Below are 25,630 nucleotides of genomic sequence, written 5' to 3'. Positions count from 1 at the left end.
ATTTTTTCAGATCTGCGAAAGGAGAACACATGTTTGTTCTCATTATTGGGGTTGTTGCAGCCATACTGGCTCTGGCGATACTGTATCCCGGTGTTCAACTCGCAATGGCTGGCGGAAGCGTCTTTTATGTCGTTATCGGTATTGGTCTGTTGCTGGCGTCCATCCAGCTCATTCGCCGTCGTCAATCTGGCTATTTTCTCTATGCACTGCTTCTGATCGCCACCTTCGTGTGGACCATCTGGGAAGTGGGTTTCGACAAGTGGCAATGGATACCGCGCGGTGCATTGCTGACCTTCCTCGGATTATTGCTCAGCCTGCCGCTGGTGCCCTATGGCTTAAAAACCAAAGGCAAAAGCGTTGCTTTGTTGCGCACCACAGTGTTTGTCATCGCTGTATTGGGTGTCGTGTCATGGTTTGTGGACCCGAGGCTGATCGATGGCGAACTTCAGCCGCAAACCGCCCAGGCCGAGCCCGCTGCGACTGGCACGCCGGCTTACCCGGCAGATGACTGGATTGCCTATGGCGGCAACAATCTTGGTCAACGTTATTCCTCCCTCAGTGATATCAACGTCGATACTGTCAAGGGGCTGACCGTTGCCTGGGAACACCATACCGGCGATTTGAAAACTGCCAATGACAGCAAGGAGTTTACCTTTGAGGTGGCACCTTTGAAGGTCAACGGACTGCTGTATCTCTGCACACCACACAACATTGTCGAGGCACTGGTCCCGGAAACGGGCGAAGTGAAATGGAAGTTTGACCCTGAGCTGAAACCCAGCACATTCTTCCAGCACCAGACATGCCGTGGTGTGTCCTATAATGACAGCAGCGATTTTGTCGCCGCCTCCGCAGCATCTGCTGCCACATCAGTTCCTGTAGCACCCGCTGCTCCAGCAACCGATGGCACGACACAGACCCAGCCACAAACGCAGACTCAAAGCCAAACACCGCAAGTGGTCGCGCCGGCTCCGGCTACATTGACCTGCCCACGGCGTATCATCTCCACCACGGTTGATGGTCGCCTTTATGCGCTGAATGCCGATACCGGTGCACTTTGCACCGAGTTTGGCGAAAATGGTTATGTCAATCTTCTGGCGCAAATGCCGATGTTGCATGAATCCTCTTACATGCAGACCTCAGCACCTCTGGTGACGAAAAACCTCATCATCATCGGCGGTTCGGTGTCTGACAATTATTACGAGGACAATACCTCGGGCGTGATCCGCGCCTATGATGTGCGCACGGGCAAAATCGTCTGGAAATTCGATGCCGGAAAACCGGATGACACAGCGCCTTTGGCCGCCGGTGAAACCTATGAGGCCAACTCTCCCACCGCATGGACAACCTTCAGTGCCGATGAAGCCCTGGGTCTTGTCTATGTGCCTTTCGGCAACAAGTCTCCTGACCAGTTCGGTATGAACCGCACTGAAGAGGACACACAATTTGTCGATGCGCTGGCAGCACTCGATATTGAAACCGGCAAGTTGCGCTGGAAATTCCAGACCTCCTATCACGATCTCTGGGACCGCGATAATCCATCGCAACCGACACTTCTCGACCTTCCCAAGGATGGCAAGAATGTACCGGCGGTGATCATGCCGACCAAGGGCGGCAACTTGTGGGTTCTCAACCGCCAGGACGGCACGCCGATCTTGCCGGTCAGTGAACAGAAGGTCAGCACGGAAACCGATGTACCCAATGAAAAACCGTCACCGGTGCAGCCGATCTCGTCGCTGAACTTCACACCGGCACCGCTGCGTGAAGTCGACATGTGGGGTGTCTCACCGATCGACCAGGCGATGTGCCGTCTGGCATTCAAGCAGGCACGATACGATGGAAATCCGTTTACACCTCCGGGTATCGGCAAACCTTCGCTTGTCTGGCCGGGTAATATCGGTGTGTTCAACTGGGGGTCGATCGCGGTTGATCCGGTCAACAAATGGCTGATCGGTACACCGCAATATCTGCCCTATCTTTATCAGGCCTATCCACGCAAACCGGATGATTTGAATGCCCGTCTCTTCACCAAGGAGGGCACTAACCCTGGCAATGAAAATCTAGGTGGGCCATTTGGCATAAGCATCCTTAACTTCCGGTCCGGCATCGGGCTGCCATGCAATACACCGCCATGGGGTGAAATGGTTGGCGTCGACCTGACAACGGGCAAAACCGCGTGGAAACGCCGCAACGGCACGGTGCAGGACCAGAAGATATTGGGATACTCATGGCCGATCCCGCTGCCGATGGGCATCCTCGCCCATGGTGGCACCTTGACCACGGCAGGCGGGGTGTCCTTCACCGCTGCCACGCTCGACAACTATCTGCGAGCTTACGACATGAAGTCAGGTGAAAAACTGTGGCAGGCTCGTCTGCCGGCCGGCGGGCAGGCAACGCCCGTCACCTATCGCGGAGCTGATGGCAAACAATATGTCGTCATTGCCGCCGGTGGTCATGGCTCAATCGGCACGACACTGGGTGACAGTGTTATTGCCTATCGGCTGAACTGATTGAAAAATGAAAGACCCCGCCCATGCATATGGGCGGGGTCTTTGTCTGTTTTGCTCGGGGCTACCGCTCGGCCGGCAGGATCACTTCTTGACAGCAACAACGAAAAGGCGCGGGAAGCGTAGCAGGACACGGCCGTCCGCCATCGGCGCGTAGGCCTTGGCGATGCGCGCCGTATAATCTGCCAGAAACGCGTCCTGATGTTCAGCACCTGCGGCATTCAGATAGGGTCGAAGTCCAGTACCTTTCACCCATTCGACGATCGCGCTGGCATCCGTCATCGGGTGATTATAGATCGTGTGCCAGACATCGACCCGTGCAGATTTCGGACCAAGCCGGTCGAGATAGGCGGTCGGGGAGGGCAGTGGTTTACGACGCAACGATCCCTCGGCAAAGGCCGGGGCCCAAGGCCCGACAGACGCGGTTTCTCCCATCGAGACATGGGTCGGTTCAGACAGATTGTCCGGCATCTGTACCGCCAGCACGCCGCCCGGTTTCAGGTGATCCATCAGCTTTTCCAGCACACTCAGATGGTCCGGTATCCACTGGAAAACCGCATTGGCATATAAAAGGTCGGCCGGGGTATCGGGTTGCCATGTGGAAAGATCGGCTTTGCGAAACTCGGTATTCGGTAGGCGATCTCTGGCCTTTTCCAACATGTCGTCGTCGCTGTCCACGCCGGTGATCACATTCAAGCCGTAGCGGTTTGTCAGCAGCTCTGTGGAGTTGCCGGGACCGCAGCCGAGGTCATAACCCGCCATTACCGTTTCCAGCGGAACCTGCGCCAGCAGATCGCGGGCAGGGCGTGTTCTTTCATCTTCAAACCGGAGGTATTGTGCGGCGGACCATGCCATATCTGTGAGTCTCCCATGCTGACACCTTCGCTCAGGTGTCCCGTTTCAATTACACAGTTTTTACCCGCTCCATCATTTATCGTTATACGTCCATTTATCAAGTTGTTGGTTCGATGGAAGATTCTTGCTCAGATGCAGCAGGTGGATATTGTTTTGCGTCGTTTTGTGTTTTTGCGGAAAAATTATCTTGACCTGATGCAGGTCGAGGCATTCACTCCGGCCACTTATCTATAGGAGACTTTGAGAATGGCCGTCGATACTTCACCGAAATCAAACACCTGGACCTATGTTGACGGTGAATGGCTGCCCGGCAATCCGCCGTTGATTGGCCCCACCTCGCATGCCATGTGGCTGGCTTCGACAGTGTTTGATGGCGCTCGTTGGTTTGACGGTCTGGCACCGGATCTGGATCTGCACTGCCAGCGCGTCAATCGCTCGGCCACCAACATGGGCATGATCCCGACCAAAACCCCTGAGGAAATCGAGGCGCTGGCACTCGAAGGCGTCAAGAAGTTTGATGGCAAGACCGCCATCTACATCAAGCCGATGTATTGGGCTGAACATGGCTCAGTTGGCAGCGTTGTTGCACCGGATGGTGCCTCCACCCGTTTTGCTCTTTGCCTGTTTGAAGCACCGATGGATGCGGGCAAGTCGCTGACGCTCACCGTTTCTCCGCTGCGTCGCCCTTCGCCGGAAACTGCGATGACCGATGCCAAGGCAGGCAGCCTTTATCCGAATAGCGGCCGTGCGATCATTGAGGCCCGTTCGCGTGGTTTCGACAATGCCCTGATGCGCGATATGAACGGCAATGTTGCTGAAACGGCAGCCTCCAACATTTTCATGGTCAAGGATGGCGTTGTCCTGACCCCGGTTCCAAACCGCACCTTCCTTGCCGGTATCACCCGCTCGCGCGTTATGGGTCTGCTTCGTCAGGCGGGTTTCGAGGTTCGCGAAGCAACGCTTTCGGTGGAAGACTTCAAGAACGCCGACGAGATTTTCTGCTCCGGCAACTATTCCAAGGTTTCTCCGGTCACAAAGCTGGACGAGAAGGAATTGCAGGCTGGCCCGGTCGCCCGCAAGGCGCTGGAGCTTTATCTCGAATGGGCCAAGTCAGGCACTGACGCCTAATTACATATCTACCAAACGGCCGGGTTCCCCGGCCGTTTTTTTATCCTGTCACACATATTCCGGATGACGGCAAATGGCCGAAAAATCTTCGCTTAACATCATTATTCGTCAGAGCCATACAGACGATATCCCAGCGATAACCGAAATTTACCGTGATGCTGTCCTGCACGGCAAAGCGAGTTTCGAAATCGATCCGCCCTCCGCTGATGAAATGCTCAAGCGTCGCGACGCTTTGGTCTCCGGCGGGTTTTCTTATCTGGTGGCAGAGGTTGAAGGCCGTATCGCTGGTTACGCCTATGCCGGTGCCTACCGTGCGCGCCCGGCCTATGGCGCAACGGTCGAGGATTCGGTCTATGTCAGCCCCGATGCCAAAGGCATGGGCATTGGCCGAAAATTGCTGGATGCGCTAATTGGCGACGCGACGGCCAAGGGCTTTCGGCAAATGGTGGCGGTGATCGGTGATTCCGCCAATGCCGCCTCGGTCGGGGTGCACCGCGCGGCAGGTTTTGAAATGGTCGGCACATTGAAGTCAATCGGCTGGAAGCATGGCCAGTGGCTTGATACTGTGCTGATGCAACGCCCGCTTGGTGAAGCAGATACGACGCCGCGCTTCCAGCCCTGATATGATTGGGGCAGTTTTGCCTTATGGCTCGGCCTGATCGGGAATATCGATCTTGACGGTGTCCGTCGTCATTTCACCGCCGATTTCCACGGTCTTTGCCTGCTTGTCGTAAACGCAGATATGGCTGATCGTCGCGTCGGCCCCCTTGGCTTTGCCGCTGACGATCGCAAGGCCGTAGCTTTCGCTACCAAACGGATCGACCACGATCTTGGCGTTCTCGATCATGCCTTCCGCGGCGGCAAGGCATTTCGCTTGGACGTCGGCAGTAAACTCCTGCCATGCTTCATCCGATGAGGCGGCAGCAGGGAGTGAGATCAGGCTTGCCAGAATTGCAGTGCAGAGGGTTTTCCTCATCTTGTCGCTTTCCTTGTCAGTAATGCCGAACCGAAGTTCTTGAATCGGTACGCAACCATCGAATGCGATTGTGAATTTCTGATGTTGGTAGTGGAATTTTCTCTTTTGCCGGAACATTTTGATATTTCGCAGGTTGCCTCAATTGAGTTCCGCTCCTATGGTCCGCGCACAAGGTTTCAAGGAGCGGGTCACCGCTGCAACAAGGAGTACCACCATGGCCTTCGAACTTCCCGAACTTCCATACGACTACGACGCTCTCGCACCATACATGTCGCGCGAAACGCTCGAATTCCACCACGACAAGCACCACAAGGCATACGTAGACAACGGCAACAAGCTTGCTGCTGAAGCTGGCCTTGCTGACCTGTCGCTGGAAGAAGTCGTCAAGAAGTCTTTCGGCACCAATGCTGGCCTGTTCAACAATGCTGCCCAGCACTACAACCACGTTCATTTCTGGAAGTGGATGAAGAAGGACGGCGGCGGCAACAAGCTGCCTGGCAAGCTGGAAGCTGCAATCAACTCCGACCTCGGCGGTTTTGACAAGTTCAAGGCAGACTTCATCGCTGCTGGTACCACACAGTTCGGCTCCGGCTGGGCATGGCTCTCGGTCAAGAACGGCAAGCTCGAAATCTCCAAGACCCCGAACGGCGAAAACCCGCTGGTTCACGGTGCAGAGCCGATCCTCGGCGTCGACGTTTGGGAACACTCCTACTACATCGACTACCGCAACCTGCGTCCAAAGTACCTCGAAGCCTTCGTTGATAACCTCATCAACTGGGACTACGTTCTGGAGCGCTTCGAAGCCGCTTCCAAGTAAGGTTTTCAACCTTCGATTTTACGAGACACCCGGCCTTCGTGCCGGGTGTCTTGCTATGTGGCTGCGATGTCATATCGCTGTCATCTGCAGGGCATAAAGCCGCCGCCATGACACATCTTGCTGCACCGCTATTTTCCTTCGGCATCATCGCCGACCCCCAATATGCCGACATCGAACCGAAGCCTGATATGGGGCGCTATTACGCCAGTAGCCCACGCAAGCTCGATGCGGCGATTGAAACGATGAATGGCGAGGATCTGGCCTTCGTCGTGACGCTGGGTGATCTGGTCGATCGTGACTGGAACAGCTACGATGTAATTCTTGCCTGTTATGACAAGCTGCGGCACCGTTCCGTTCTGTTGCCGGGCAATCACGACTTTGCCGTCGATGCTGAGAAATTGCCAGACGTCTATCAGCGACTGGGCATGCCATCGCCTTGGCATGACTTTGCCGAGCAGGGTATGCGTTTCATTGTTCTTGATGGATCTGACGTCAGTCTGTTTGCACCGGAAAGACATGACCCGAAGCGTGAAATCGCCGCCACGCGGCTGGAGACATTGCAGGCGGTTGGCGCCATCAATGCGCAGACCTGGAATGGTTCATTGAGTGATGAGCAGTTTGGCTGGCTGGAAAACACGCTGGAAGACGCAGCACGTCTCAATCAGAAGGTGGTGATCTTCTGCCACTATCCTGTCTTCCCTGATAATGCCCATAACCTGTGGGATACGCCACGCATTCTGTCGTTGTTGGCCGACCATGATTGTTTTGTGGCATGGTTCTGTGGCCATAACCATATCGGTAATTACGGCGAAATAGACGGCAAGCATTTTCTCAATTTCAAGGGCATGGTGGACACGCCTGACGAAAACACCTTTGCTATCGCCGATGTCTATGCCGACCGTATCGAGGTTCGTGGTTTCGGTCGTGAAGACAGCCGCACGCTAGCGCTTTGATCGCTCAAGGATTGGTCTTCGGCGTTTGACTATATTGCCAGTTGGCCATCCATAGCTGGCGCAAAGCCTCACCTTGCTGTTTGAAGAAGTCCTGCGTTTCGATGCAGCTTTTGACACGGTCCGCACGGAAGTTGCGGATCGCCTGCCGCAATTCGCACCAGGCGACGATATTGGCGGTTTCGGAATAATAGATCACCGCGATTGGCCCTATCCGCCGTTCGGTCAGCGAACCGGCTTCGTCCTGATAGGTGATATCAAGCTTTTCCTCGTTGCGAACTGCGCGTCGGATCATCGACAGGTCCACGCCATCAGGTGCATTGGCAATAATGCCCCAGGCATGTAGTGCAGTGGTGGACAGAATGCGGGAGAGGGGTTCGGGGACCGATGAGGCAATCTTGTCGCTGACCCGCTTGGCTGCCTGGCGTAACTCCGTGTCGCCGGTTCTGCTGACAAGTGCCAGTGCAAGAACGATTGCTTCCGTTTCCTCGATCGAAAACATCAGCGGTGGCAGGTTGAAGCCGGGCCTCATGATGTAACCCACGCCACGTTCCCCTTCGACCGGCACACGCATGGCCTGCAAGGCGGCAATGTCGCGGTAAACCGACCGAGGTGTCACCTCCAGCGTGTCGGCAATCTGCTGTGCGGTCACCGGCTGGCGTGCCACTCGCAATATCTGGATGATTTCGAAAAGCCGTGATGCTTTGCGCATTTCTGTCCCCGAGCGAAGGCTACTGACAGAACGCTGTCAGTAGCAGGAGATTATAGACAATAGAAACGGGTTGAAAACCTTGGATAGCGCGCAGTTCGCAGCAAATAATGCGGGGGAGATACTGACATGGCCTATAGCGAAAACCTTTGGCTGTTTTTCCTGCTTTTGTTTGGCATCATCATTGTGCCGGGCATGGACATGCTGTTTGTGCTGGCAAGCTCTTTGACCGGCGGAAAACGCACCGGCTTTTTCGCCATTCTCGGTATCGTGGCCGGTGGTGTCGTCCACTCGCTGTATGGTGCGGCCGGTGTCGGGCTACTGGCTGCCTGGATGCCCAGCCTGTTCACACCGCTGCTGGTGCTGGGCGCTGGTTACATGATCTGGATCGGCATCAGCCTGATGCGCAGTTCAATCACCGTGCAGGGCGATGAGGCATCGTCTAGCAAATCGGCATGGCGTGCCTTCCGGCGCGGCATCCTGACCTGCCTTGCCAACCCCAAGGCCTATCTGTTCATGCTGGCGGTTTATCCGCAGTTTCTGAAACCTGCCTATGGACCGGTGTGGACGCAAGGGGTGATCATGGGGGCCATGGTGGCTGCGACCCAGTTCAGCGTCTATGGCGCATTGGCGCTGACGGCGGATAAAAGTCGCAGGTTTCTGGTTTCATCACCTGCAGCAACGGTTTTTGTCGGACGTGCCGCGGGTCTGGTGCTGGTTGTTGTATCGGCGCTAACCCTGTGGGCGGAATTGACAAAAGTCTCTTAGATGACTGTTTTAGCAGCGAAAATCACCAAACCTCACCTTATTGTGACTTCTCTAGAAACGTCAAACGGGGCATGTTCGGGCGTCCCTTAATGTTGAATCGTCCCTTTGGCCGGTATCAAGGAGAGAAGCATATGAAATTGAAGACCATTGCGGCTGCCATGTTGTTCGGCTGTCTTTGCGCCGGAGCGGTTTCCGCTGCTGGCGAAATTGAAAAGCGCGAAGGCATGATGAAGCAAATCGGTGGCGCAATGGGCGCGCTGAATGCCATCGCCAAGGGCCAGAAGCCTTATGATGCTGAAGCGGTGAAAGCTGCTGTCACGACCATCAGCACCAACGCCAAGGCATTCCCTGATCAGTTCCCGGCGGGTACGGAGACCGGAAGTGCGGCGTCTCCAGCCATCTGGCAGAATTTCGATGACTTCAAGGCCAAGTCCGAAAAGCTCGGCGCAGACGCGGATGCCGTTCTGGCGCAGCTGCCTGCCGATCAGGCTGGCGTTGCAACCGCCATGCAGTCGCTCGGCGCTGATTGTGGTGTCTGCCACCAGACCTACCGCTTGAAGCGTTAAGCTTTAAGCCTGCTGAGAATGTGCGGCTGTTCAGCATGAGCCGCACATTCTGCTGACGATATCCATGGTCTGTCATCCCGATCGCTGGGGGTACGCGCAGACCGGCATTTTTCAGACTGTTTTTCAGACTGTGCATTTCGGGAGAATGATATGGCTTCGAAGCTTGTAAAGCTTGGTGCCGCCGCGGCTCTGGCTGCTGTTGCAGGTGCAGGCATTTTCTTCGTCGTTACAGGGCCGGACAGGCAGGCGCCAAGCCATTGGGCCAATGCCGGAACACCGGATCTCGTCAATGGAGAAAACCTGTTCTGGGCCGGTGGTTGCGCAAGCTGTCATGCAGCGCCTGACGCTACGGGGGACGCCCTGCTACAACTCTCTGGTGGCGCGCCGCTGCATAGCCCGTTCGGCACATTCTATGCGCCAAATATCTCGCCGGATCCAAAGGCCGGTATTGGTGAATGGACCCTTGCAGAATTTGGCGATGCCATGACCCGTGGCACCGGCCGCAATGGTGAGCACCTCTATCCGTCGTTCCCGTATGCTTCCTATGCGCGAATGCCCGCCAAGGATATCAGCGATCTGTTTGCCTATATCAAGACATTGCCTGCCAGCGATCACGTCGCACCGAACCACGACTTGCCATTCCCGTTCAACATCCGCCTGGCTCTCGGTGGCTGGAAGTTCCTGTATTTTGACGAAGGTGCGCCACGCGTCCAGCTGGCAAATGCCGATGCCGCACTGGTGCGCGGCCAGTATCTGGTCGAAGGGCCGGGCCATTGTGGTGAGTGTCATACACCCCGCAACCTGTTGGGTGGTTTCCTCAAAGACAAGTGGCTGGCCGGTGGCCCCAATCCGGAAGGCGAGGGCAGCATTCCCAATATCACCCCTGGTTCCAGCGATATGGAAAACTGGGCTGATGCAGATATCGCGAGCTATCTGGAAACCGGCTTCACGCCAGAGTTCGACAGTGTTGGCGGCTCAATGGTGAAGGTGCAGCAAAACATGGCGCGCCTGCCAGCCGAAGACCGTGATGCGATTGCCGCCTACCTCAAGGCCATCCCGGCACGGTAATATCCTGTCTGAAAACTGATGTGGACGAATGGTGTGGCAAAAGCACCGTCGTCAACAGTCGGTTCTAAGCGGCTGCCATCGTCGGCTGGCGGAAGGTAATGTCAGCGCATCCAGACATTTCGAACAGCCATGCCGATGATGAAAAGCGGTATGGACGCGCTGCTCACGATATGCAGCATTCGTATTCGCGGCCAATCGGTCGCCTTTCTGTGCGCGTTGTTTCAGGATGGTATTGATCTTCAAAACATTCCTCCATCCGCCGAACCATGGTGGCTTCTGGTCGTCCAGCCCATCTTCTCTGGCGATCTTGCGGGCGTAGAAATATGTTGTGTAACCACACACCATGCTCACTACGAGTACGACCACTATCCACTGGTGCATTTGTTTTCTTCAACAACTAAAAATCACAAAAAACGCTCTTAACGTGCAAGCCCTTAGTGGTTGATAATGCAGCGTTGAAGATGGATCGACTTCGTTAACCACGCCTTTGAGAACCCTGCGGATTTAATCATCTCGTAAGCTGTTGCCTTCAGTAATGCCCGGCCTAGACGGGCGCTACCATTGCTTATTTCAGGCATGTGACGTCTCTGCATATTCGGGGTATGAAATGAATTCGATACTGACGTGCTTGGTGTATGAGCACGATATGCGACTGGTAGTGCTTGCGGGAATATTGTGCCTTCTTTCCGCGACGGTAGCGATGTTGCTGCTGCGGCGCGCTGTAAAAAGCAGTGGCTTACCTCGTGTGATCTGGATTGCTGCGACCGGCGGGGCAAGCGGGTTTGGCATCTGGACCACCCATTTCGTGGCAATGCTTGCCTATGATCCCGGTTTTGTGTTCGGTTATGAAATTAATGGAACGCTGATTTCGCTGGCGGTTGCCATCGGAACGACCGTGGCGGCTGCGGCCTGCGCGACCTACGATACCGGTCGGCACGGTACTGTTGCTGCAGGTGTATTGTTCGGCATCGGCGTCACCAGCATGCACTTCATCGGCATGACGGCAATTGAACTGCCTGGCACCATTGTCTGGGATCGCTCCCTGGTCATTGCGGCTTCCATTTTGGCGGTTGTGCTATCTGTGCCAGCATTCGCGGTACGTCGCGCTGAAAAGACCAGCGGTTCACCTGTCATCCTGCCTGCCGCACTTTTGACGCTGGCAATCGTTGGCATGCACTTCACCGCCATGGCCGCGATCACTGTCGTACCGGATTACTCCGCGCCAGCCAGCAACGTCATCTCTGCGGGCGTGATGGTTCTCATCATCACCTGCGTGACACTGTCCTTCCTGTTTGCCGGGCTGACGGCAGCAATGTTTGCCATGCGGGCAGAAATTGCAACGGTAGCTGGTGAAACCAATTTCCGACGCCTCGTGCAGGGCGTTACCGACTACGCAATCTATATGCTGGATACTGAGGGACGGGTCAGCAACTGGAATGCGGGCGCCGAGCGTGCCAAGGGTTACACGGCAGATGAAATTGTCGGCCAGCATTTTTCACAATTCTATTCACAGGAAGACAGGGCCGCAGGACTTCCTGAAAAGGCGCTTGAGACAGCCCGGACGAAAGGCAAGTTTGAATCTGAAGGATTGCGTTACCGCAAGGACGGTTCGTCCTTCTGGGCAGCTGTGGTAATTGATGCAATCTACGCTGAAGACGGCACCTTGGCCGGGTTTGCCAAGATCACGCGGGATTGCACCGAGCAAAAACGTGCTGCCAACCGCATTCAGGAAGCTTCCGACAATCTGGCGCTTGCTCTGGACAACATGGCCAATGGCATCATGTTGTTCGACAAGGACGAGCGTCTGGTTCTGCAGAATACACGCCTCAATGAAATTGTTGGTATTCCCGATAACGCGGATCTGGTTGGTAAGACCTTCCGGGAAATCTGCGAACTGCCCTATGGCCATGATGCCGGCAGCAAGATCGACGCCTGTGATTTTTATCACGGCCATATCGACCTGATCCGCGCGCCGGAAGGTGGCGAAACCATTCGCACGATCCAGAATGAACGCACGGTGCGTGTCATTCATCGCCCGGCGGTGCAAGGTGCATGGGTGACAACCGTCGAGGATATTACCGAACGCGTTAAATCTGAAAACCGCATTGCCCATCTTGCTCGCCATGACGTTCTGACCGGCCTGCCAAACCGCCGCCAATTTGTTGAAACGCTGGATGCCGCTATTCGAGACGCAGACACACTGACTTCAAAGGTCGCCGTTATCGCAGTCGATCTCGATAATTTCAAAGAGGTCAATGACACGCTTGGCCATGCCGCAGGTGACAGCGTTCTGGTGACATTGGCAAAGCGTCTGCGTGAACGACTGCTAACTGGTGAAACGGTTGGCCGCCTGGGTGGCGACGAATTTGTTGCCATAAAAAGCTTTACCGATCAGACGGAGCTGGACGAATTCATCCGCCGCATGAACCGCTTGCTGACCACCAAAATCGAACTCTCTCACACCGAGATTGTGCCGGGTGCCAGCCTTGGCGTGGCGATTTATCCGCAGGATGCCACTGACCGGGAAAAGTTGCTCAGCAATGCCGATATGGCTATGTACCGTTCCAAGGCCAGCATCGAACAGAAGATCAGCTTCTATGAAGCCGCGATGGACGAAGCGGCCAGGGAACGGCGGGCCATGGGCCGCGATATCTGGACTGCCCTTGAACAGAAGCAGTTCTACTTGACCTATCAGGTGCAGCGTTCGGTAAAGACCGATGAGGTCACCGGCTACGAAGTGCTACTGCGCTGGCTGCATCCGGAAAGAGGTCTCGTTTCACCAGTCGATTTCATTCCGATTGCAGAAGAATGTGGTGCGATCTCGGCGATTGGCGAATGGGTGCTGCATCAGGCCTGCCGTGAGGCCGCAGATTGGGACATCCCGCATAAGATTGCGGTCAATCTGTCCCCATTGCAATTGAACAATGTCATACTGGTCGAGAAGGTCCGGGAAATCCTGCTGGACACCGGCCTGCCTGCCGCGCGTCTTGAGCTTGAAGTCACCGAAAGCGCCATCATTGGCGACAAGGCGCGTGCACTGCATATCCTGCGTCAGATCAAGGCGATGGGCGTAACGATTGCGATTGATGACTTCGGCACCGGTTATTCGTCGCTTGAAACACTGCGGTCCTTCCCGTTCGACAAGATCAAGCTCGACAAGAGCTTCGTACATGAGCTGGAAAGCCGACAGTCCAAGGCTTTCGTCCGGGCAATTGTTGCACTCGGCAAAAGCCTCGATGTGGCGGTGCTGGCTGAAGGTGTCGAGACACGCGAGCAATTGCAGGTGCTGTTGTCGGAAGGATGCGACGAGGTTCAAGGCTTCCTGTTTGGTCGCCCGGCAACGCGCGAACAGCTGTCAGCTTCCACACCTCTGCTTTTTGGTATCGGCAAAGCTGTCTGAGTTGATACAAAAAATTACTGCCCGTCTCGTGAAAAACGGGCAGGTTAAAAATTCGACGGTTTCAGTGACGTGTAGACGGATGAACAACAGGCAAGGAGCAATCCTTGCCTTTGCTGTTATGACGCCTTGGCCAATCCCTTGATGGCGGATTTTGGCTGGTAAATGGTGTTTTTGCCGTAACCGCGATCTTCGGGTCCAAGTTTGGAGGCATCCGAGCCCGGCTCACGCTGCCATTTGCGGCGGTTAAGCTTGAAGCGCTTGACGAGATGTTCAAGTTCACCAGCACCTTCGGCCAATGCTTCAGAAATGGCGCTCATGCTGCTGACCATTGCGGCATTCTGCTGGGTCATCTGATCGAGCGAGCCGATTGCCGAATTGATCTCTGACAGCTTCGTGGATTGTTCAGAAGAGCCAATCGCGATGGCCTCGACATTGCTTTCGATGCTCTGCACAAAGCCTTGAATGTTCTTGAGTGCATCACCCGTCTTGCCAACCAGTCTGACGCCTTCATTGACCTCATTGGTCGAGTTCTTGATCAGGCCGGAGATTTCCTTGGCGGCGGAGGCTGAACGCTGGGCAAGCTCACGCACCTCCTGCGCGACGACCGCAAAACCTTTGCCCGCTTCACCGGCGCGGGCAGCCTCAACACCGGCGTTGAGGGCAAGCAAATTGGTCTGGAAGGCGATTTCATCGATGACGCCGATGATCTTGGAAATCTCGCGTGATGCGGTTTCAATGCGCGCCATGGCATCAACCGTTGCATCAACAACCTGCACGGAATCGACAGCTGCAATGCGGGCGTCCTGAACCAGCTTACGGGCCTCGGCCGTGCGACCGGTGGATTCGCGAACCGTCTCGGTAATCTGTTCAAGTGCTGCGGAAGTTTCCTCGAGAGCCGCCGCCTGTTGCTCCGAGCGGGTGGCAATGCCACTGGCACTGGCGCGCATCTCGCCGCTTTTACTGGACAGCATGGCCGTTTCGGTCAGCACCTGCTCAAGGGTTTCCTGGAACTTCGCCAGCGATTGGTTGAAGTCGTGGCGCAGGTGGTCGAACTCAGGAACGAAGGGGTCGTCGATTGTCAGACGAATATTGCATTCCGCCAGACGTTCAAGACCAGCGCCCACTTCCTGAAGTGCCCGTACGCGACCAGAGACATCGGTGGCAAATTTCACAACCTTGATGACCTTGCCTTCATCATTGAGGATTGGGTTGTAGGTCGCCTGAATGAAGATGGCACTGCCATCCTTGGTAATGCGCTTGAACTCGTCGGCATAAAATTCACCAGCCGCCAGACGTGGCCAGAACCCGGCATATTCATTGGAGGCAACATAGTCGGCCTCACAGAACATCTTGTGGTGGCGTCCCTTGATCTCTTCGAGGCTGTAACCCAGCGCCGAGCAGAAGTTTTCATTGGCGGTCAGGATCGTGCCATCCGGCTTGAACTCGATGACGGCCTGTGCGCGCGACAGCGCGGAAATCTTGCCCTTGCTTTCCACGCTCTCCTGCTTGGCGGCAGTAATGTCGGTGGCGATCTTCACCACCTTGACTACCTTGCCGCCGCGGATAATCGGGTTATAGCTGGCCTGGATCCAGATTTCTTCACCGCTCTTCGTCAGGCGGCGGAACTGGCGTTGCTCATACTGGCCGGAAGCGAGGCCCTTCCAGAACGTCGTGTAGTCTGCTGCGGCAGCGTCTTCTGCGCGCATGAACATTCTGTGATGACGGCCTTTGATCTCATCTAGCCGGTAACCGAGCGTCGCGCAGAAATTTTCGTTGGCGTCGAGCACCATGCCGTCGGGTGTAAAAGATATGATGGCCTGCGATCGGCTGAATGCAGACAGGATAGCCGCGGCTTCCGTGCTGAAAATGCGATCAAACCCCATAACTCCACCTGTCAAACTTGGTTAATGTCTATAACTATTCACTGGCAAATTTTAGTTAAAACTTTGATTAGATTTCCGCATTTTCAGCTCTAACGGTACAATCACCTTGTCACGCAGCGACACTGATTGCCCGATTGAAACGTCGCCCATTGACTCAAACCGTGCCGCGCCGGATAACAAAGATGGATGGTTCCTTGCCGGGTTTTCCGGCTGGATGAAAAGGGAACACGATAGGGAATTGTCCTCATTCGTGGCTGCCCCCGCAACTGTGAACGGAGAGCCTGAAAACAAAGAGCCACTGGTCTGGCGCATCGATATGAAATCATAGTGATTTTGCACTGTCGATGCGAAAAAACAGACAGACCGGGAAGGTGTTTTCAGGTTACGACCCGTGAGCCAGGAGACCTGCCATCGCGAGAGTGTCCATGCCGGCGGGGTGTCCGGAATTTGCGCGGTTTTGCGGAAATGCTTCGGCGGTTTCCTCTTTCTTCGTGTGCTTCCCCGTGGTGACGGATGTCGATTGCGGATCCGCGTGTCCATTGCATACGCTGCCGGTTCCGTTTTTGAGACTGCGTATGCATTGAGCGAGAGGGTTCACCATGTCTGTCCAAAACAACGCCGCCACGCAGGCGGTATCTGTCAAATCTGCCAGCGCAGTCCAGTCGCTTCTGGCCGTGTTCTGCGGCCTGTTCATCATCGGTTTTGTCGGCTTTTCGCATATCGAGGCCGTGCATAATGCCGCGCATGATACGCGCCATGCCAACGCCTTTCCCTGCCACTGAGGGAGAGCGACATGTCGTCTTTTCGTAATATCGTTTTTACATCCGTTCTGGTGGGGCTGATCTGCGGACTTGCCGTCAGTATCATGCAATATGTCGGCACCACACCGTTGATCCTGCATGCCGAGACATTCGAATCGGCTGGCGGTGAGGCCGGGCATAATCATGACGCAGCACCGGCAACCGGTGAAGCGGCTGCGCCTGCTGGCCACGCTCATGACGAAGAAGCCTGGGGACCGGCGGATGGTTTTGAGCGGAATGCCTACACGGCTGCTGCCAATATTCTGACGGCAATCGGTTATGCACTGGTTCTGACCGGCCTCATCTCACTGCGGGGCAGCAATATTGGCTGGCGTGAAGGTCTGTTCTGGGGGCTTGGCGGCTTTGCGGCCGTGGCTCTGGCGCCGATGGTCGGTCTGCCGCCTGAATTGCCGGGAAGCCCGGCTGGTGAACTGGCCGCGCGTCAGGCCTGGTGGATTGGCACTGCGGTAGCAACAGCAGGTGGTTTAGCGCTTTTGGCTTTCCGTCGTGAGCCATGGGCTGCGGTTCTCGCCATCGTGCTGATTGCTGCGCCGCATGTCATTGGTGCGCCGTTGCCGCCAGAAGGCGAACATGCTTTGGCACCACTGCCACTGGAGCGCCGTTTCATCATCCTTGCCACACTCACTAGCTTTGTCTTCTGGGTGTTGCTGGGTGCTTTGAGCGGCACGTTCCTCAAGCGCTTTGAAGCGGCCAAGTGAACAACGGTTCTGCCGAATGGAGCGTGGCGCTTGATGCGCTGCGCTTTTCTGTTCCCGGGCATGGCGCGCCTTGCGCCGTGCACCGCCTTGCTTTCAAGGCACTGCTTGGTGCATCACCGGATAGCGAGGCCTGCCTTGCCTGTTTTACCGAGCATCAGGCTGCGTTTGAAGCTGCCGCCCTCGACAAGATCAAGCGACAAAACCTACCAATCGACAAAAGCCTTCATCTGAACAGTCGGGATATTCGTCGCGCATTGGGTAACGATATCGCGTCGGGTCCACAGCGTGTTTGCCGGGTTCTCGACCGCGATGTTGCCAGCTGAGTTATCTCAGCGGTGCTCGGCTGCAAACGCCTTGATTTCTGATTCTGCTTCCTGTCCCCACAGGTCAAGCGCCTTGAGGATCTCGGTGGTAAAACTGACCGGCGCGGTTCCCGCTGCCGTGATAACGCCTTGGTCGCGCACCGCCTGTGGCTGGTCGCGATAATAATCTGCACCCGAATAGGCTGGATAGGCGCGGTGTGAGGCAAGTGAGTTGCCGGTATGGGCAACGTCATTCAAAATGCCGGTGCCGGCCAGCATGCTGGCGGCCGCGCAAATGCCGGCGACCACACGTCCCTCCCGCCGGAACCGCTGCACCATCTCGGTAAAGTCCGGCGCGCCGCCACGCTCCCAACTCAGTCCGCCTGGAACAATCAGTGCATCGATCGAGGCCGGATCAAGTGCACCATAGGCCACATCGGGCATGACTTTCAGGCCACCCATTGACGTTACGGGCGAACCATCCGGTGACGCAATGATGATCTCGGCACCCAGATAGCTGCGCGCCACCGCACTGAACAGGGCGCTTTCCCAATCGGCGAACTCGGGCGTCAATGCAATTGCAATACGGGTCATTGTCTTTGTCCTTGCTGACAGCAATCCAACGTTACGCAATAGCCTGCATGTAGCGCATGCCGGTGACCGGACGCGGTGTGAAGTCCATGTTTTCGTAGAAACGATGTGCAGCAACATTACCGGTGGCGGCACTGACAGAAAGGTAGTCGCAGCCGCAACGCTTTGCGACATCGCGTGCACGCGATACCAGATGCTGGCCAGTACCGTGACCGCGGTGACCGTCGCGGACGTAGAGGTGGTGCAGTTCCATGCCGCGCCGCGCTTCCTGCGCTCTGTAGAGCGGAACGAGAATGGCGTAGCCGATCAACTCATCACCAGCTTCGGCAACAAGTGCGGTAATCCATGGGATAGGGCTGAACAGGTCGAGTTCCAGCTTTTCCGGCGTCATCACCGATGCGTCGCCATGATGTTTGGCAAGCAGAGCAATCATTTCGTTGAGCTGTGGCAGGTCAGCCTTGCGTGCGCCACGAATGGTTACAACGGCGGGGCGTGGAAGGGTAATGGCACTGTCTTCGGTCATTTTTCGGTCCTTCGGGTTTTTTGAGGTGCCATCAGGACGTTTGAAAAACAACAAAGCCGCCTGACGGCGGCTTGTTGACATTATGATCTGTCGAGCCGCCCTTTACAGGTAGGCCCAAAAATACGTGCAGGAGATTGGTGCGCGATTGTTGATCATGGGCGACTAGATGCTCCTGAATCACAAGATTGTCAATCGGGATTTTTGCAGATGTTTCGTTTCAGTAAGGCCGACTGAAATTAATGCTCACTTTCGCACAGCTTATGGTCCGAAAGCGCCCGAATGACATAGCAATCTTCTATGGAATGTCCGTCGCAATGCGAGACGATCCGCTCCAGTTCCTGCTCCAGTTTTTTCAGCTTGGCAATTTTCTCGCGCACGGCGACCAGATGATCAGCTGCGATCCTGTCAGCACCCTCACAGGGCTGTTGCCGATGGTGGCTGAGGCGGATCAACTCACGGATGGCATCAATGTTGAGACCGAGATCGCGTGCATGACGAATAAAGGCCAGCCGTTCCAGATCGGCCTTTTCATACCGGCGCTGATTGCCTTCGGATCGCTCTGCCGCCTCAATCAGCCCCATCTGTTCATAATAACGGATGGTCGGAACCTTGACGCCCGTTCGCTTGGAAAGATCACCGATGGAAAGCATGTCCCGCTCCTGAAACCTATAGCTCTAGAAGACTTAAGGTTTTTCGCGGTATATTTCAATGTCAAAGGGAAAGCAGGTCAAAACGCTCTCTGCCTTCGTTTGATGCCTGGCGGTTAGGGTCAAGTGATCGCTTGATCGCAGCTTCGATCATGTCCTCAACCGCTTTACGTTGGTCCGGAGGCATGGCCGCGAGTTCGTCTTCCGTAATGCCAATCTGTTCGAGCACCATGGCGCGGATCATATCCGCTGGGGTCATTTGCGACCACTCCTGCAGTTCTGCGAGAAGATTGTCGCTCGCCGATGTATCCACGGCTTTGCCCGACAGAGTGGTGCGCGCCGCCTTTGTGCTCTCCATATCGAGCAGGGCTAGGGAAAGTGTGGATGTACCCGTGTCCCTTCCGGCGCTTTCGCTGCCATTAAGACCGGTTTTGTCATTCGACGAAGGCTGTTCTGTCACAAGACCGCGAGGCGTAAAGCTGGCTTCTGTTCCCAGTTCACGTATTCTGGACCGTACTAGATGCTGGCTACCCAGATTTGAAATGGTCGTCATCGTGATTCTCCCCGTCGCATCTCGATGACGTTTGTCTATCGCCCGAAACATTCGCGAGGGTTGCGCAATCGCGCCTAGGTTGTGGCGATCAACTCTTCCATTAATGACGCACAAATAGTATACCCCCCTATATTATATCTAGGAGAACCTCATGTCTCATACCGTTCGTGACAAGGAAAAGCTGCTTGCTCGTGTTCGTCGTCTCAAGGGGCAGATGGAGGCGGTCGAGCGTGGGTTGGAGGCAGAGAAGCCCTGCGGCGAAATCTTGCAACTGTTGGCCTCGGTGCGCGGCGCACTGTCCGGACTGACGGGCGAGATCATGCACGATCACCTGCATGCACATGTTGTGCATGCGGAAAGCCATGCTGAGCGTGAAAAGGCCGCCGATGAACTGGCGCAGGTCCTCAAAACCTATATTCGATGAGCGAAAGGTAACGGCCATGGCTGTTGATGGAAACTTTGCGGACAATGCACGACATGAGCACGTGTTTCTGGGCCGCGACCACGAGCGGAACGAGCGCCGTGTGTGGATGGTAATCGCGCTGACAAGTGTAATGATGGTAGCGGAAATTGCCGCCGGTACGATTTACGGATCGATGGCGCTAACAGCCGATGGCTGGCACATGTCCACTCATGCCGGCGCAATGCTGATTTCGGCACTGGCTTACATGTTTGCCCGCAAATATGCCCGCGACCCCCGGTACTCCTTCGGCACTGGCAAGTTCGGTGATCTCGCAGGATTTGCCAGTGCGGTCATCCTGGCGCTGGTGGCGCTGCTGATTGCCTGGGAAAGTGTGGTCCGCCTGGTGGCGCCGGTCGAGATTGATTTCAACCAGGCTATTCTCGTTGCTGTGCTGGGGCTTGGCGTCAATCTGGTCAGCGCGTGGTTGTTGAAGGACGATCATTCGCACCATGGTCATGACCACGGACATGATGATCATCATGATCACGCCGGTCACGGCAACCACGCGCACGCGTCGCACGGTTCTCATGGATCGCACGGCAGTCATGGAGGGCACGACAACAATCTGCGCGCCGCCTATCTGCATGTGCTGGCAGATGCCTTGACCTCGGTTCTGGCCATCGTTGCGCTCATACTTGGTAAATGGCAGGGCTGGGTTGTGCTGGACCCATTTATGGGTGTTGTTGGTGGTCTTGTTATTGCGCGCTGGTCTTGGGGGCTAATTCGTGCCACCTCGGGTGTGTTGCTGGATGCGACACCTGCCGACAAGGGGCTGCCCAAAACAATCCGCGATATCGTCGAGAAAGACGGTGATGTGGTGACCGATCTGCATGTCTGGCAGGTTGGGCCGGGGCATTACGCAACCATTGTTGCTTTGGTGTCTCCGGCTGGAAAAAGTCCTGAGCTTTATAAAAAGGAATTAAGTAAAGTTCCGAAACTGGCGCATGTTACCGTGGAAGTCTCCGCTGCCGCGTAATGCGGCACGGTATGTCAGAACTCTTCATATTCCTGATAGGCGCCCTGAACCCATTCCATCTTGGCGGCAACTTTTTCTTCTGCCGAGATGGGCTTGGAGCCATCCTGATCAACAGGTGCGCGCGCCCCACCGACAGCCCAAAGAACATTGGCCAACGAACTGGATAGCACCGTGCTGCTGACGGTCGGCAAACCACTTCGTCTGCTCTGCTCCTGTTCCTGCTGCACAGGCTCGGCGTTCTTCTTGTCCAAGTCATGTATGCGACCCTGATAGGGGTTGCCACTAACGCTGCTTTCAATCTGCATGGCACTTATCCTGCGTTGAAAAATATGACGATTATCTATCGTCCAGAACTTGCGTCAGGCTGTTTTTTGCCGGTTTTCCGGGCTTGACAGGGGTAAAGGTGCTGCTTCGCGGCACTAAAACCACACATTCCGAGAAGAAATAACCGGTCATTACTTGGGGTGCGCAACCAATTTGCGTGCCAATGACTGTTTCAGCCAAGAATCGCCGGGGTGTTTATTTGGTTGTTGAGTCGGGGAGAGAATCGGTTGCTACACGGCCACTGAAATGCCGGCGGCATGACGTCCATCAAGACAGAGATATTCAGAAACGGAGATCGCCAAAAGCAACTGCCCCGGCATTGCGTTTGCAGTGCCGGGGCAGGGAATTTCGTATCAGGCCTTTGGCTTGCGCTTGGCGAAGGGCTTGTCCTTCTTGGCCGGCGGCTTGCCAGCATTGTCGCCGGTCTTTTCAAACTTCGGCTTGCTGTCTTTTTTCTTCCAAGGCTTGTCGCTGGTCTTGGCTGCGAAGTCAGGCTTGCCGCCAAACTTCTTCGGCCCGGAGGAGGAGGGGCGGTCATCACGACGCTCACCACGCTTCTCGTCGCGACGCTCAAAGCTGCGGTCGTCACGGCGCTCAGTCGACATGTCCGGCTTGCCCTCAAGGGCCTTGACGCGGATACCCTTTTCAAGGGCCATGTCTTTGCCGATCGAAGATACGAAACGGTCAACGGCATCAGCCGCCAGTTCCACATAGGTTTCGTTCTGCTGCATGCGGATCGCGCCAATATCCTGGCGGGTCAGCTTGCCGAAGCGGCACAGCATAGGAATGAGCCAACGTGGTTCTGCGCTCTGCTTACGGCCAACCGAAAGCGAGAACCATGCGCTGTCGGAAAACTCGTTGCGATCGCGGCGTGGCGCCGTATTGTTGTCGCCCTCAGCGTTTTCACGACGTGGCTTACGGGTATTATCAACCGAAACCTCGGTTAACTCTTCCGGAGCGGAACGGCCGGAGTGGTAGAGGCGGATAAAGGCCGCTGCCACCTGTTCTGCGCCGTGCGTTTCAAGCAGCGTCTTTACAAAGCCGCTTTCGTCGTCGCTGATTGCCTGCGAAAGCGAGGCATCGGCCAAAAGGCGCTCGGCGTCACGCTCGATGATCTCGTCGGCAGATGGGGGACGTACCCACTGTGGCTGTACGCGTGCACCCTCGAGCAGACGCTCGGCCTTGCGACGCTGGTTGACGGGCACGATTAGAGCGCTGACGCCCTTGTTGCCAGCGCGACCAGTACGGCCACTGCGGTGCAGCAATGTTTCCGAGTTGGTCGGCAGGTCGGCATGGATAACCAGTTCCAGACCGGGAAGGTCGATACCGCGTGCGGCAACGTCGGTTGCGATGCAGACGCGGGCACGTCCGTCACGCATGGCTTGCAGCGCGTGTGTGCGCTCGTTCTGTGTCAGTTCGCCGGACAGGGCAACAACAGAAAAACCACGGTTGTTGAAGCGCGCTGTCAGGTGATTAACGGCTGCACGGGTTGAGCAGAACACGATGGCATTGCGTGCTTCGTAGAAACGCAGCGCATTGATAATGGCGTTCTCGCGGTCGGCAGGTGCCGTCAGCATCGCGCGGTATTCAATGTCACCGTGCTGCTTCTGTTCGGAAGCGGCTGCGATACGAATGGCATTTTTCTGGTAGCTTTCAGCCAGCTTGGCGATGCTGCGCGGCACTGTTGCCGAGAACATCAGTGTGCGGCGATCCTTAGGAGAAGATTCCAGAATGAATTCGAGGTCTTCACGGAAGCCAAGGTCGAGCATTTCGTCGGCTTCATCCAGCACGACGGCGCGCAACGACGAAAGGTCGAGCCCACCGCGATTGATGTGGTCGCAAAGGCGGCCAGGTGTGCCGACAACAATGTGCGCGCCGCGTTCAAGCACGCGACGTTCGGTGCGAACATCCATGCCGCCGACGCACGACGCAATCGCTGCGCCAGACATTTCGTAGAGCCACTCGAGTTCGCGTTTTACCTGAAGGGCAAGTTCGCGGGTTGGCGCAATTACCAGCGCCAGAGGTGCAGCCGCAGGGCCGAAGGTTTTGCGGTCTTCCAGCAGGGTGGAAGCAAGCGCAAGACCGAAGGCTACGGTCTTGCCGGAGCCGGTTTGGGCGGAAACAAGCGCATCGGCGCCTTCCAGCTCAGGTGCAAGCATGGCCTGCTGCACAGGGGTCAAATCAGTATAGCCACGTTTTTGCAACGCCTGAGCGAGCGCCGGGGCAAGGCCCTGGATTTCTGTCATCTATCGTCTTTCGGAATTGGAGAGCGTCCGCCTGCACAGGTCTTGGAAACAGTGCTGGTGGACCATTCAGCCCCGGAAATACCGGTTCATTGGCCGCGCTTCTACTTGGAATACGCGGCTTTGTACAGTCCAGCAGTCTAAAATGCCTGAATTCAACGCTTCAAGCACACTAACATGGTGAATATTGCAGGGAAAAAGTCACAGGCCTTACCCTAATGCAGGATGGATTTACCCAAGAAATTGAGATTGCTTGATCGGCAGCTGCTGTATCTCTGCTTCGCACCTATCAAGCAAAGGAGCGCTCGCGATCAAGAATGCGATTGAGTGCCGCGGCCCTTTGCTATTTGCAATGGCATTTACTCCGCCGTGTGACCAATCAGGTTTTTGGCCGAGCGAACCGATCTGCGAAAAACCGGCATTGCGCGTGCTTGACCTTTTCGGTAATAGACGCGCAACTTGAGGCTCAAGGTCATATTGAGCTGGTATGAGGTGCCGTATCCGCCGTGCGGACGGCGTAACGGGTGGTACTGGTCAAGACTATGGCTCGCATTGTCATGAAATTCGGCGGAACGTCCGTCGCCAATCTCGAACGCATCCATAACGTGGCGCGCCATGTGAAACGTGAAGTAGATGCCGGTCACGAAGTGGCCGTTGTTGTGTCTGCCATGTCGGGCAAGACCAATGAACTGGTTGACTGGGTGCAGAACATGCCCAAGGTCGCCGGTGCGGATTCACCGTTTTATGACGCGCGCGAGTATGATGCCATTGTTGCATCCGGTGAGCAGGTAACGTCTGGTCTTCTGGCCATTGCCTTGCAGTCTTTGGGTGTCAATGCCCGTTCCTGGCAGGGCTGGCAGATCGCGATCCGCACGGATAACGCTCACGGCGCTGCCCGTATTCAGGAAATCGATGGTTCGGACATCATCCGTCGAATGGGCGAGGGGCAGGTTGCCGTTGTCGCCGGTTTCCAAGGCATTGGTCCTGACAACCGCATTGCAACGCTTGGCCGTGGCGGCTCCGACACCTCAGCTGTTGCTATTGCCGCTGCCGTCAAGGCAGATCGCTGCGATATCTACACCGACGTCGATGGCGTTTACACCACTGACCCGCGCATCGAGCCAAAAGCGCGCCGCATGAAAAAGATCGCGTTCGAGGAAATGCTTGAAATGGCATCGCTCGGCGCCAAGGTCTTGCAGGTCCGTTCCGTTGAGCTGGCCATGGTGCACAAGGTTCGTACCTTCGTGCGTTCAAGTTTCGAGGATCCCGATGCACCGGGCATGGGTGACCTTATCAATCCGCCCGGTACGTTGATTTGTGACGAGGATGAGATCGTGGAACAGGAAGTAGTCACCGGCATCGCTTACGCCAAGGATGAGGCTCAAATCTCCCTGCGCCGTCTGGCAGACCGCCCGGGCGTATCGGCAGCCATCTTTGGCCCGCTGGCAGAAGCACATATCAACGTCGACATGATCGTGCAGAACATCTCTGAAGATGGTTCGCGCACCGACATGACCTTCACCGTGCCGGCTGGCGACATGGACAAGGCGCTCAAGATCCTGGAAGAAAACAAGGTCCATATCGGCTTTGACGTTGTCCAGAGTGAGCCTGGCCTTGCCAAGGTTTCCGTCATCGGTATCGGCATGCGCAGCCATGCAGGTGTTGCTGCCAGCGCGTTCAAGGCGCTCGCCGCCAAGAACATCAACATCAGCGCCATCACCACGTCGGAAATCAAGATTTCTATCCTGATTGACGGTGCATATGCGGAACTTGCAGTTCGCACTTTGCATTCCGCTTACGGTCTGGATAAAAGTTGATTCGATAGCGGTGGTTCGCACTGCTTCGGTTTGCCGAAGCACTGTCCT

26 protein-coding genes and 1 riboswitch are annotated in these 25,630 nt (G+C 55.9%); of the genes, 16 read left to right on the top strand and 10 right to left on the bottom strand.

Going from position 1 to position 25,630, the window contains the following annotated elements:
• Positions 1-29: 29 nt before the first annotated feature.
• Positions 30-2,507, top strand: a complete 2,478-nt coding sequence (locus tag M2418_RS06910) for a membrane-bound PQQ-dependent dehydrogenase, glucose/quinate/shikimate family (protein ID WP_259145627.1) — start codon at positions 30-32, stop codon at positions 2,505-2,507.
• An 81-nt stretch (positions 2,508-2,588) separates the two neighbouring features.
• Here M2418_RS06910 and tam read toward each other — a convergent pair whose 3' ends face one another.
• Positions 2,589-3,359 carry a trans-aconitate 2-methyltransferase gene (gene tam / locus M2418_RS06905; RefSeq protein WP_259145626.1) on the bottom strand — a complete coding sequence of 257 codons (771 nt, stop codon included), beginning with the start codon at positions 3,357-3,359 and terminating at the stop codon, positions 2,589-2,591.
• Positions 3,360-3,605: 246 nt separating this feature from the next.
• Between tam and M2418_RS06900 the strand changes: the two genes are divergently transcribed.
• Together M2418_RS06900 and M2418_RS06895 are read left to right on the top strand one after the other, a co-directional pair.
• Complete coding sequence (locus M2418_RS06900; RefSeq protein WP_250983102.1) at positions 3,606-4,487, top strand: branched-chain amino acid aminotransferase; 882 nt, start codon at positions 3,606-3,608, stop codon at positions 4,485-4,487.
• A 73-nt stretch (positions 4,488-4,560) separates the two neighbouring features.
• Complete coding sequence (locus tag M2418_RS06895; protein ID WP_259145624.1) at positions 4,561-5,109, top strand: GNAT family N-acetyltransferase; 549 nt, start codon at positions 4,561-4,563, stop codon at positions 5,107-5,109.
• Between the two features lie 21 nt (positions 5,110-5,130).
• Here the strand turns inward: M2418_RS06895 and M2418_RS06890 are convergent, their stop codons facing one another.
• Positions 5,131-5,463, bottom strand: a complete 333-nt coding sequence (locus M2418_RS06890; protein ID WP_259145623.1) for a hypothetical protein — start codon at positions 5,461-5,463, stop codon at positions 5,131-5,133.
• 214 nt (positions 5,464-5,677) lie between these two features.
• Here M2418_RS06890 and M2418_RS06885 point away from each other — a divergent pair, with 214 nt between their 5' ends.
• Together M2418_RS06885 and M2418_RS06880 are read left to right on the top strand one after the other, a co-directional pair.
• The gene (locus M2418_RS06885; protein WP_192487255.1) at positions 5,678-6,280 is read left to right on the top strand and encodes a superoxide dismutase; all 603 of its coding nucleotides are present in this window, start codon (positions 5,678-5,680) and stop codon (positions 6,278-6,280) included.
• 107 nt (positions 6,281-6,387) lie between these two features.
• The gene (locus tag M2418_RS06880; RefSeq protein ID WP_259145620.1) at positions 6,388-7,233 is read left to right on the top strand and encodes a metallophosphoesterase; all 846 of its coding nucleotides are present in this window, start codon (positions 6,388-6,390) and stop codon (positions 7,231-7,233) included.
• A 4-nt stretch (positions 7,234-7,237) separates the two neighbouring features.
• Here M2418_RS06880 and M2418_RS06875 read toward each other — a convergent pair whose 3' ends face one another.
• Entirely contained in the window at positions 7,238-7,942 is a 705-nt protein-coding gene (locus tag M2418_RS06875) for a YafY family protein (protein WP_259145618.1), read from the bottom strand.
• Between the two features lie 126 nt (positions 7,943-8,068).
• Here M2418_RS06875 and M2418_RS06870 point away from each other — a divergent pair, with 126 nt between their 5' ends.
• From M2418_RS06870 to M2418_RS06850, 5 genes are all read left to right on the top strand, one after another.
• Positions 8,069-8,707, top strand: coding sequence for a LysE family translocator (locus M2418_RS06870; protein WP_259145616.1), 639 nt, complete (start codon positions 8,069-8,071; stop codon positions 8,705-8,707).
• A 131-nt stretch (positions 8,708-8,838) separates the two neighbouring features.
• Positions 8,839-9,273, top strand: a complete 435-nt coding sequence (locus M2418_RS06865) for a cytochrome c (protein ID WP_192487259.1) — start codon at positions 8,839-8,841, stop codon at positions 9,271-9,273.
• Positions 9,274-9,423: 150 nt separating this feature from the next.
• Positions 9,424-10,341, top strand: coding sequence for a cytochrome c (locus tag M2418_RS06860; RefSeq protein ID WP_259145615.1), 918 nt, complete (start codon positions 9,424-9,426; stop codon positions 10,339-10,341).
• A 150-nt stretch (positions 10,342-10,491) separates the two neighbouring features.
• Complete coding sequence (locus M2418_RS06855) at positions 10,492-10,764, top strand: hypothetical protein (protein ID WP_259145613.1); 273 nt, start codon at positions 10,492-10,494, stop codon at positions 10,762-10,764.
• A gap of 184 nt (positions 10,765-10,948) precedes the next feature.
• Positions 10,949-13,741, top strand: coding sequence for an EAL domain-containing protein (locus tag M2418_RS06850; RefSeq protein WP_259145612.1), 2,793 nt, complete (start codon positions 10,949-10,951; stop codon positions 13,739-13,741).
• A gap of 116 nt (positions 13,742-13,857) precedes the next feature.
• Here the strand turns inward: M2418_RS06850 and M2418_RS06845 are convergent, their stop codons facing one another.
• Positions 13,858-15,624, bottom strand: a complete 1,767-nt coding sequence (locus tag M2418_RS06845; protein WP_259145611.1) for a PAS domain-containing methyl-accepting chemotaxis protein — start codon at positions 15,622-15,624, stop codon at positions 13,858-13,860.
• Positions 15,625-15,794: 170 nt separating this feature from the next.
• Positions 15,795-16,052, top strand: a riboswitch (cobalamin riboswitch).
• Positions 16,053-16,223: 171 nt separating this feature from the next.
• Here M2418_RS06845 and M2418_RS06840 point away from each other — a divergent pair.
• Genes M2418_RS06840 through M2418_RS06830 form a run of 3 tightly spaced genes read left to right on the top strand, consistent with a single transcriptional unit; the run spans position 16,224 to position 17,466 of the window.
• Positions 16,224-16,406 (top strand): CbtB-domain containing protein, encoded by a 183-nt coding sequence (locus M2418_RS06840; RefSeq protein WP_259145610.1) that lies wholly within the window; start codon positions 16,224-16,226, stop codon positions 16,404-16,406.
• An 11-nt stretch (positions 16,407-16,417) separates the two neighbouring features.
• Positions 16,418-17,143 carry a CbtA family protein gene (locus M2418_RS06835; protein WP_259145609.1) on the top strand — a complete coding sequence of 242 codons (726 nt, stop codon included), beginning with the start codon at positions 16,418-16,420 and terminating at the stop codon, positions 17,141-17,143.
• Positions 17,140-17,466 (top strand): hypothetical protein, encoded by a 327-nt coding sequence (locus tag M2418_RS06830; RefSeq protein ID WP_250983091.1) that lies wholly within the window; start codon positions 17,140-17,142, stop codon positions 17,464-17,466. Before M2418_RS06835 ends, M2418_RS06830 begins: the two co-directional genes overlap by 4 nt.
• 6 nt (positions 17,467-17,472) lie before the next feature.
• Here M2418_RS06830 and M2418_RS06825 read toward each other — a convergent pair whose 3' ends face one another.
• The 4 genes from M2418_RS06825 to M2418_RS06810 form a co-directional block, all read right to left on the bottom strand.
• On the bottom strand, positions 17,473-18,039 hold the full coding sequence (locus M2418_RS06825; RefSeq protein WP_259145608.1) for a type 1 glutamine amidotransferase family protein: 567 nt from the start codon (positions 18,037-18,039) through the stop codon (positions 17,473-17,475).
• Between the two features lie 31 nt (positions 18,040-18,070).
• Positions 18,071-18,559, bottom strand: a complete 489-nt coding sequence (locus M2418_RS06820) for a GNAT family N-acetyltransferase (protein ID WP_192487268.1) — start codon at positions 18,557-18,559, stop codon at positions 18,071-18,073.
• 236 nt (positions 18,560-18,795) lie between these two features.
• Positions 18,796-19,209, bottom strand: a complete 414-nt coding sequence (locus M2418_RS06815; protein ID WP_250983089.1) for a helix-turn-helix domain-containing protein — start codon at positions 19,207-19,209, stop codon at positions 18,796-18,798.
• Positions 19,210-19,270: 61 nt separating this feature from the next.
• Positions 19,271-19,759, bottom strand: coding sequence for a hypothetical protein (locus tag M2418_RS06810; RefSeq protein ID WP_259145606.1), 489 nt, complete (start codon positions 19,757-19,759; stop codon positions 19,271-19,273).
• 151 nt (positions 19,760-19,910) lie between these two features.
• Here M2418_RS06810 and dmeR point away from each other — a divergent pair, with 151 nt between their 5' ends.
• Positions 19,911-20,183 (top strand): Ni(II)/Co(II)-sensing transcriptional repressor DmeR, encoded by a 273-nt coding sequence (dmeR, locus tag M2418_RS06805; protein WP_259145604.1) that lies wholly within the window; start codon positions 19,911-19,913, stop codon positions 20,181-20,183.
• A gap of 16 nt (positions 20,184-20,199) precedes the next feature.
• Positions 20,200-21,198, top strand: coding sequence for a CDF family Co(II)/Ni(II) efflux transporter DmeF (gene dmeF, locus M2418_RS06800; RefSeq protein ID WP_259145603.1), 999 nt, complete (start codon positions 20,200-20,202; stop codon positions 21,196-21,198).
• A gap of 14 nt (positions 21,199-21,212) precedes the next feature.
• Here dmeF and M2418_RS06795 read toward each other — a convergent pair whose 3' ends face one another.
• Entirely contained in the window at positions 21,213-21,503 is a 291-nt protein-coding gene (locus M2418_RS06795; RefSeq protein WP_250983085.1) for a hypothetical protein, read from the bottom strand.
• Between the two features lie 372 nt (positions 21,504-21,875).
• Complete coding sequence (locus M2418_RS06790; RefSeq protein ID WP_259145601.1) at positions 21,876-23,768, bottom strand: DEAD/DEAH box helicase; 1,893 nt, start codon at positions 23,766-23,768, stop codon at positions 21,876-21,878.
• Between the two features lie 539 nt (positions 23,769-24,307).
• On the opposite strand from M2418_RS06790, the gene M2418_RS06785 reads away from it, so the two are divergent.
• Positions 24,308-25,582: an aspartate kinase gene (locus M2418_RS06785; protein ID WP_259145600.1), complete on the top strand. Its 1,275-nt coding sequence runs from the start codon at positions 24,308-24,310 to the stop codon at positions 25,580-25,582.
• Positions 25,583-25,630: the final 48 nt, after the last annotated feature.

The organism is Rhizobium sp. BIGb0125, from assembly GCF_024810055.1.
Lineage (GTDB): Bacteria > Pseudomonadota > Alphaproteobacteria > Rhizobiales > Rhizobiaceae > Agrobacterium.
This window is presented reverse-complemented; position numbering and strand designations above follow the sequence as displayed.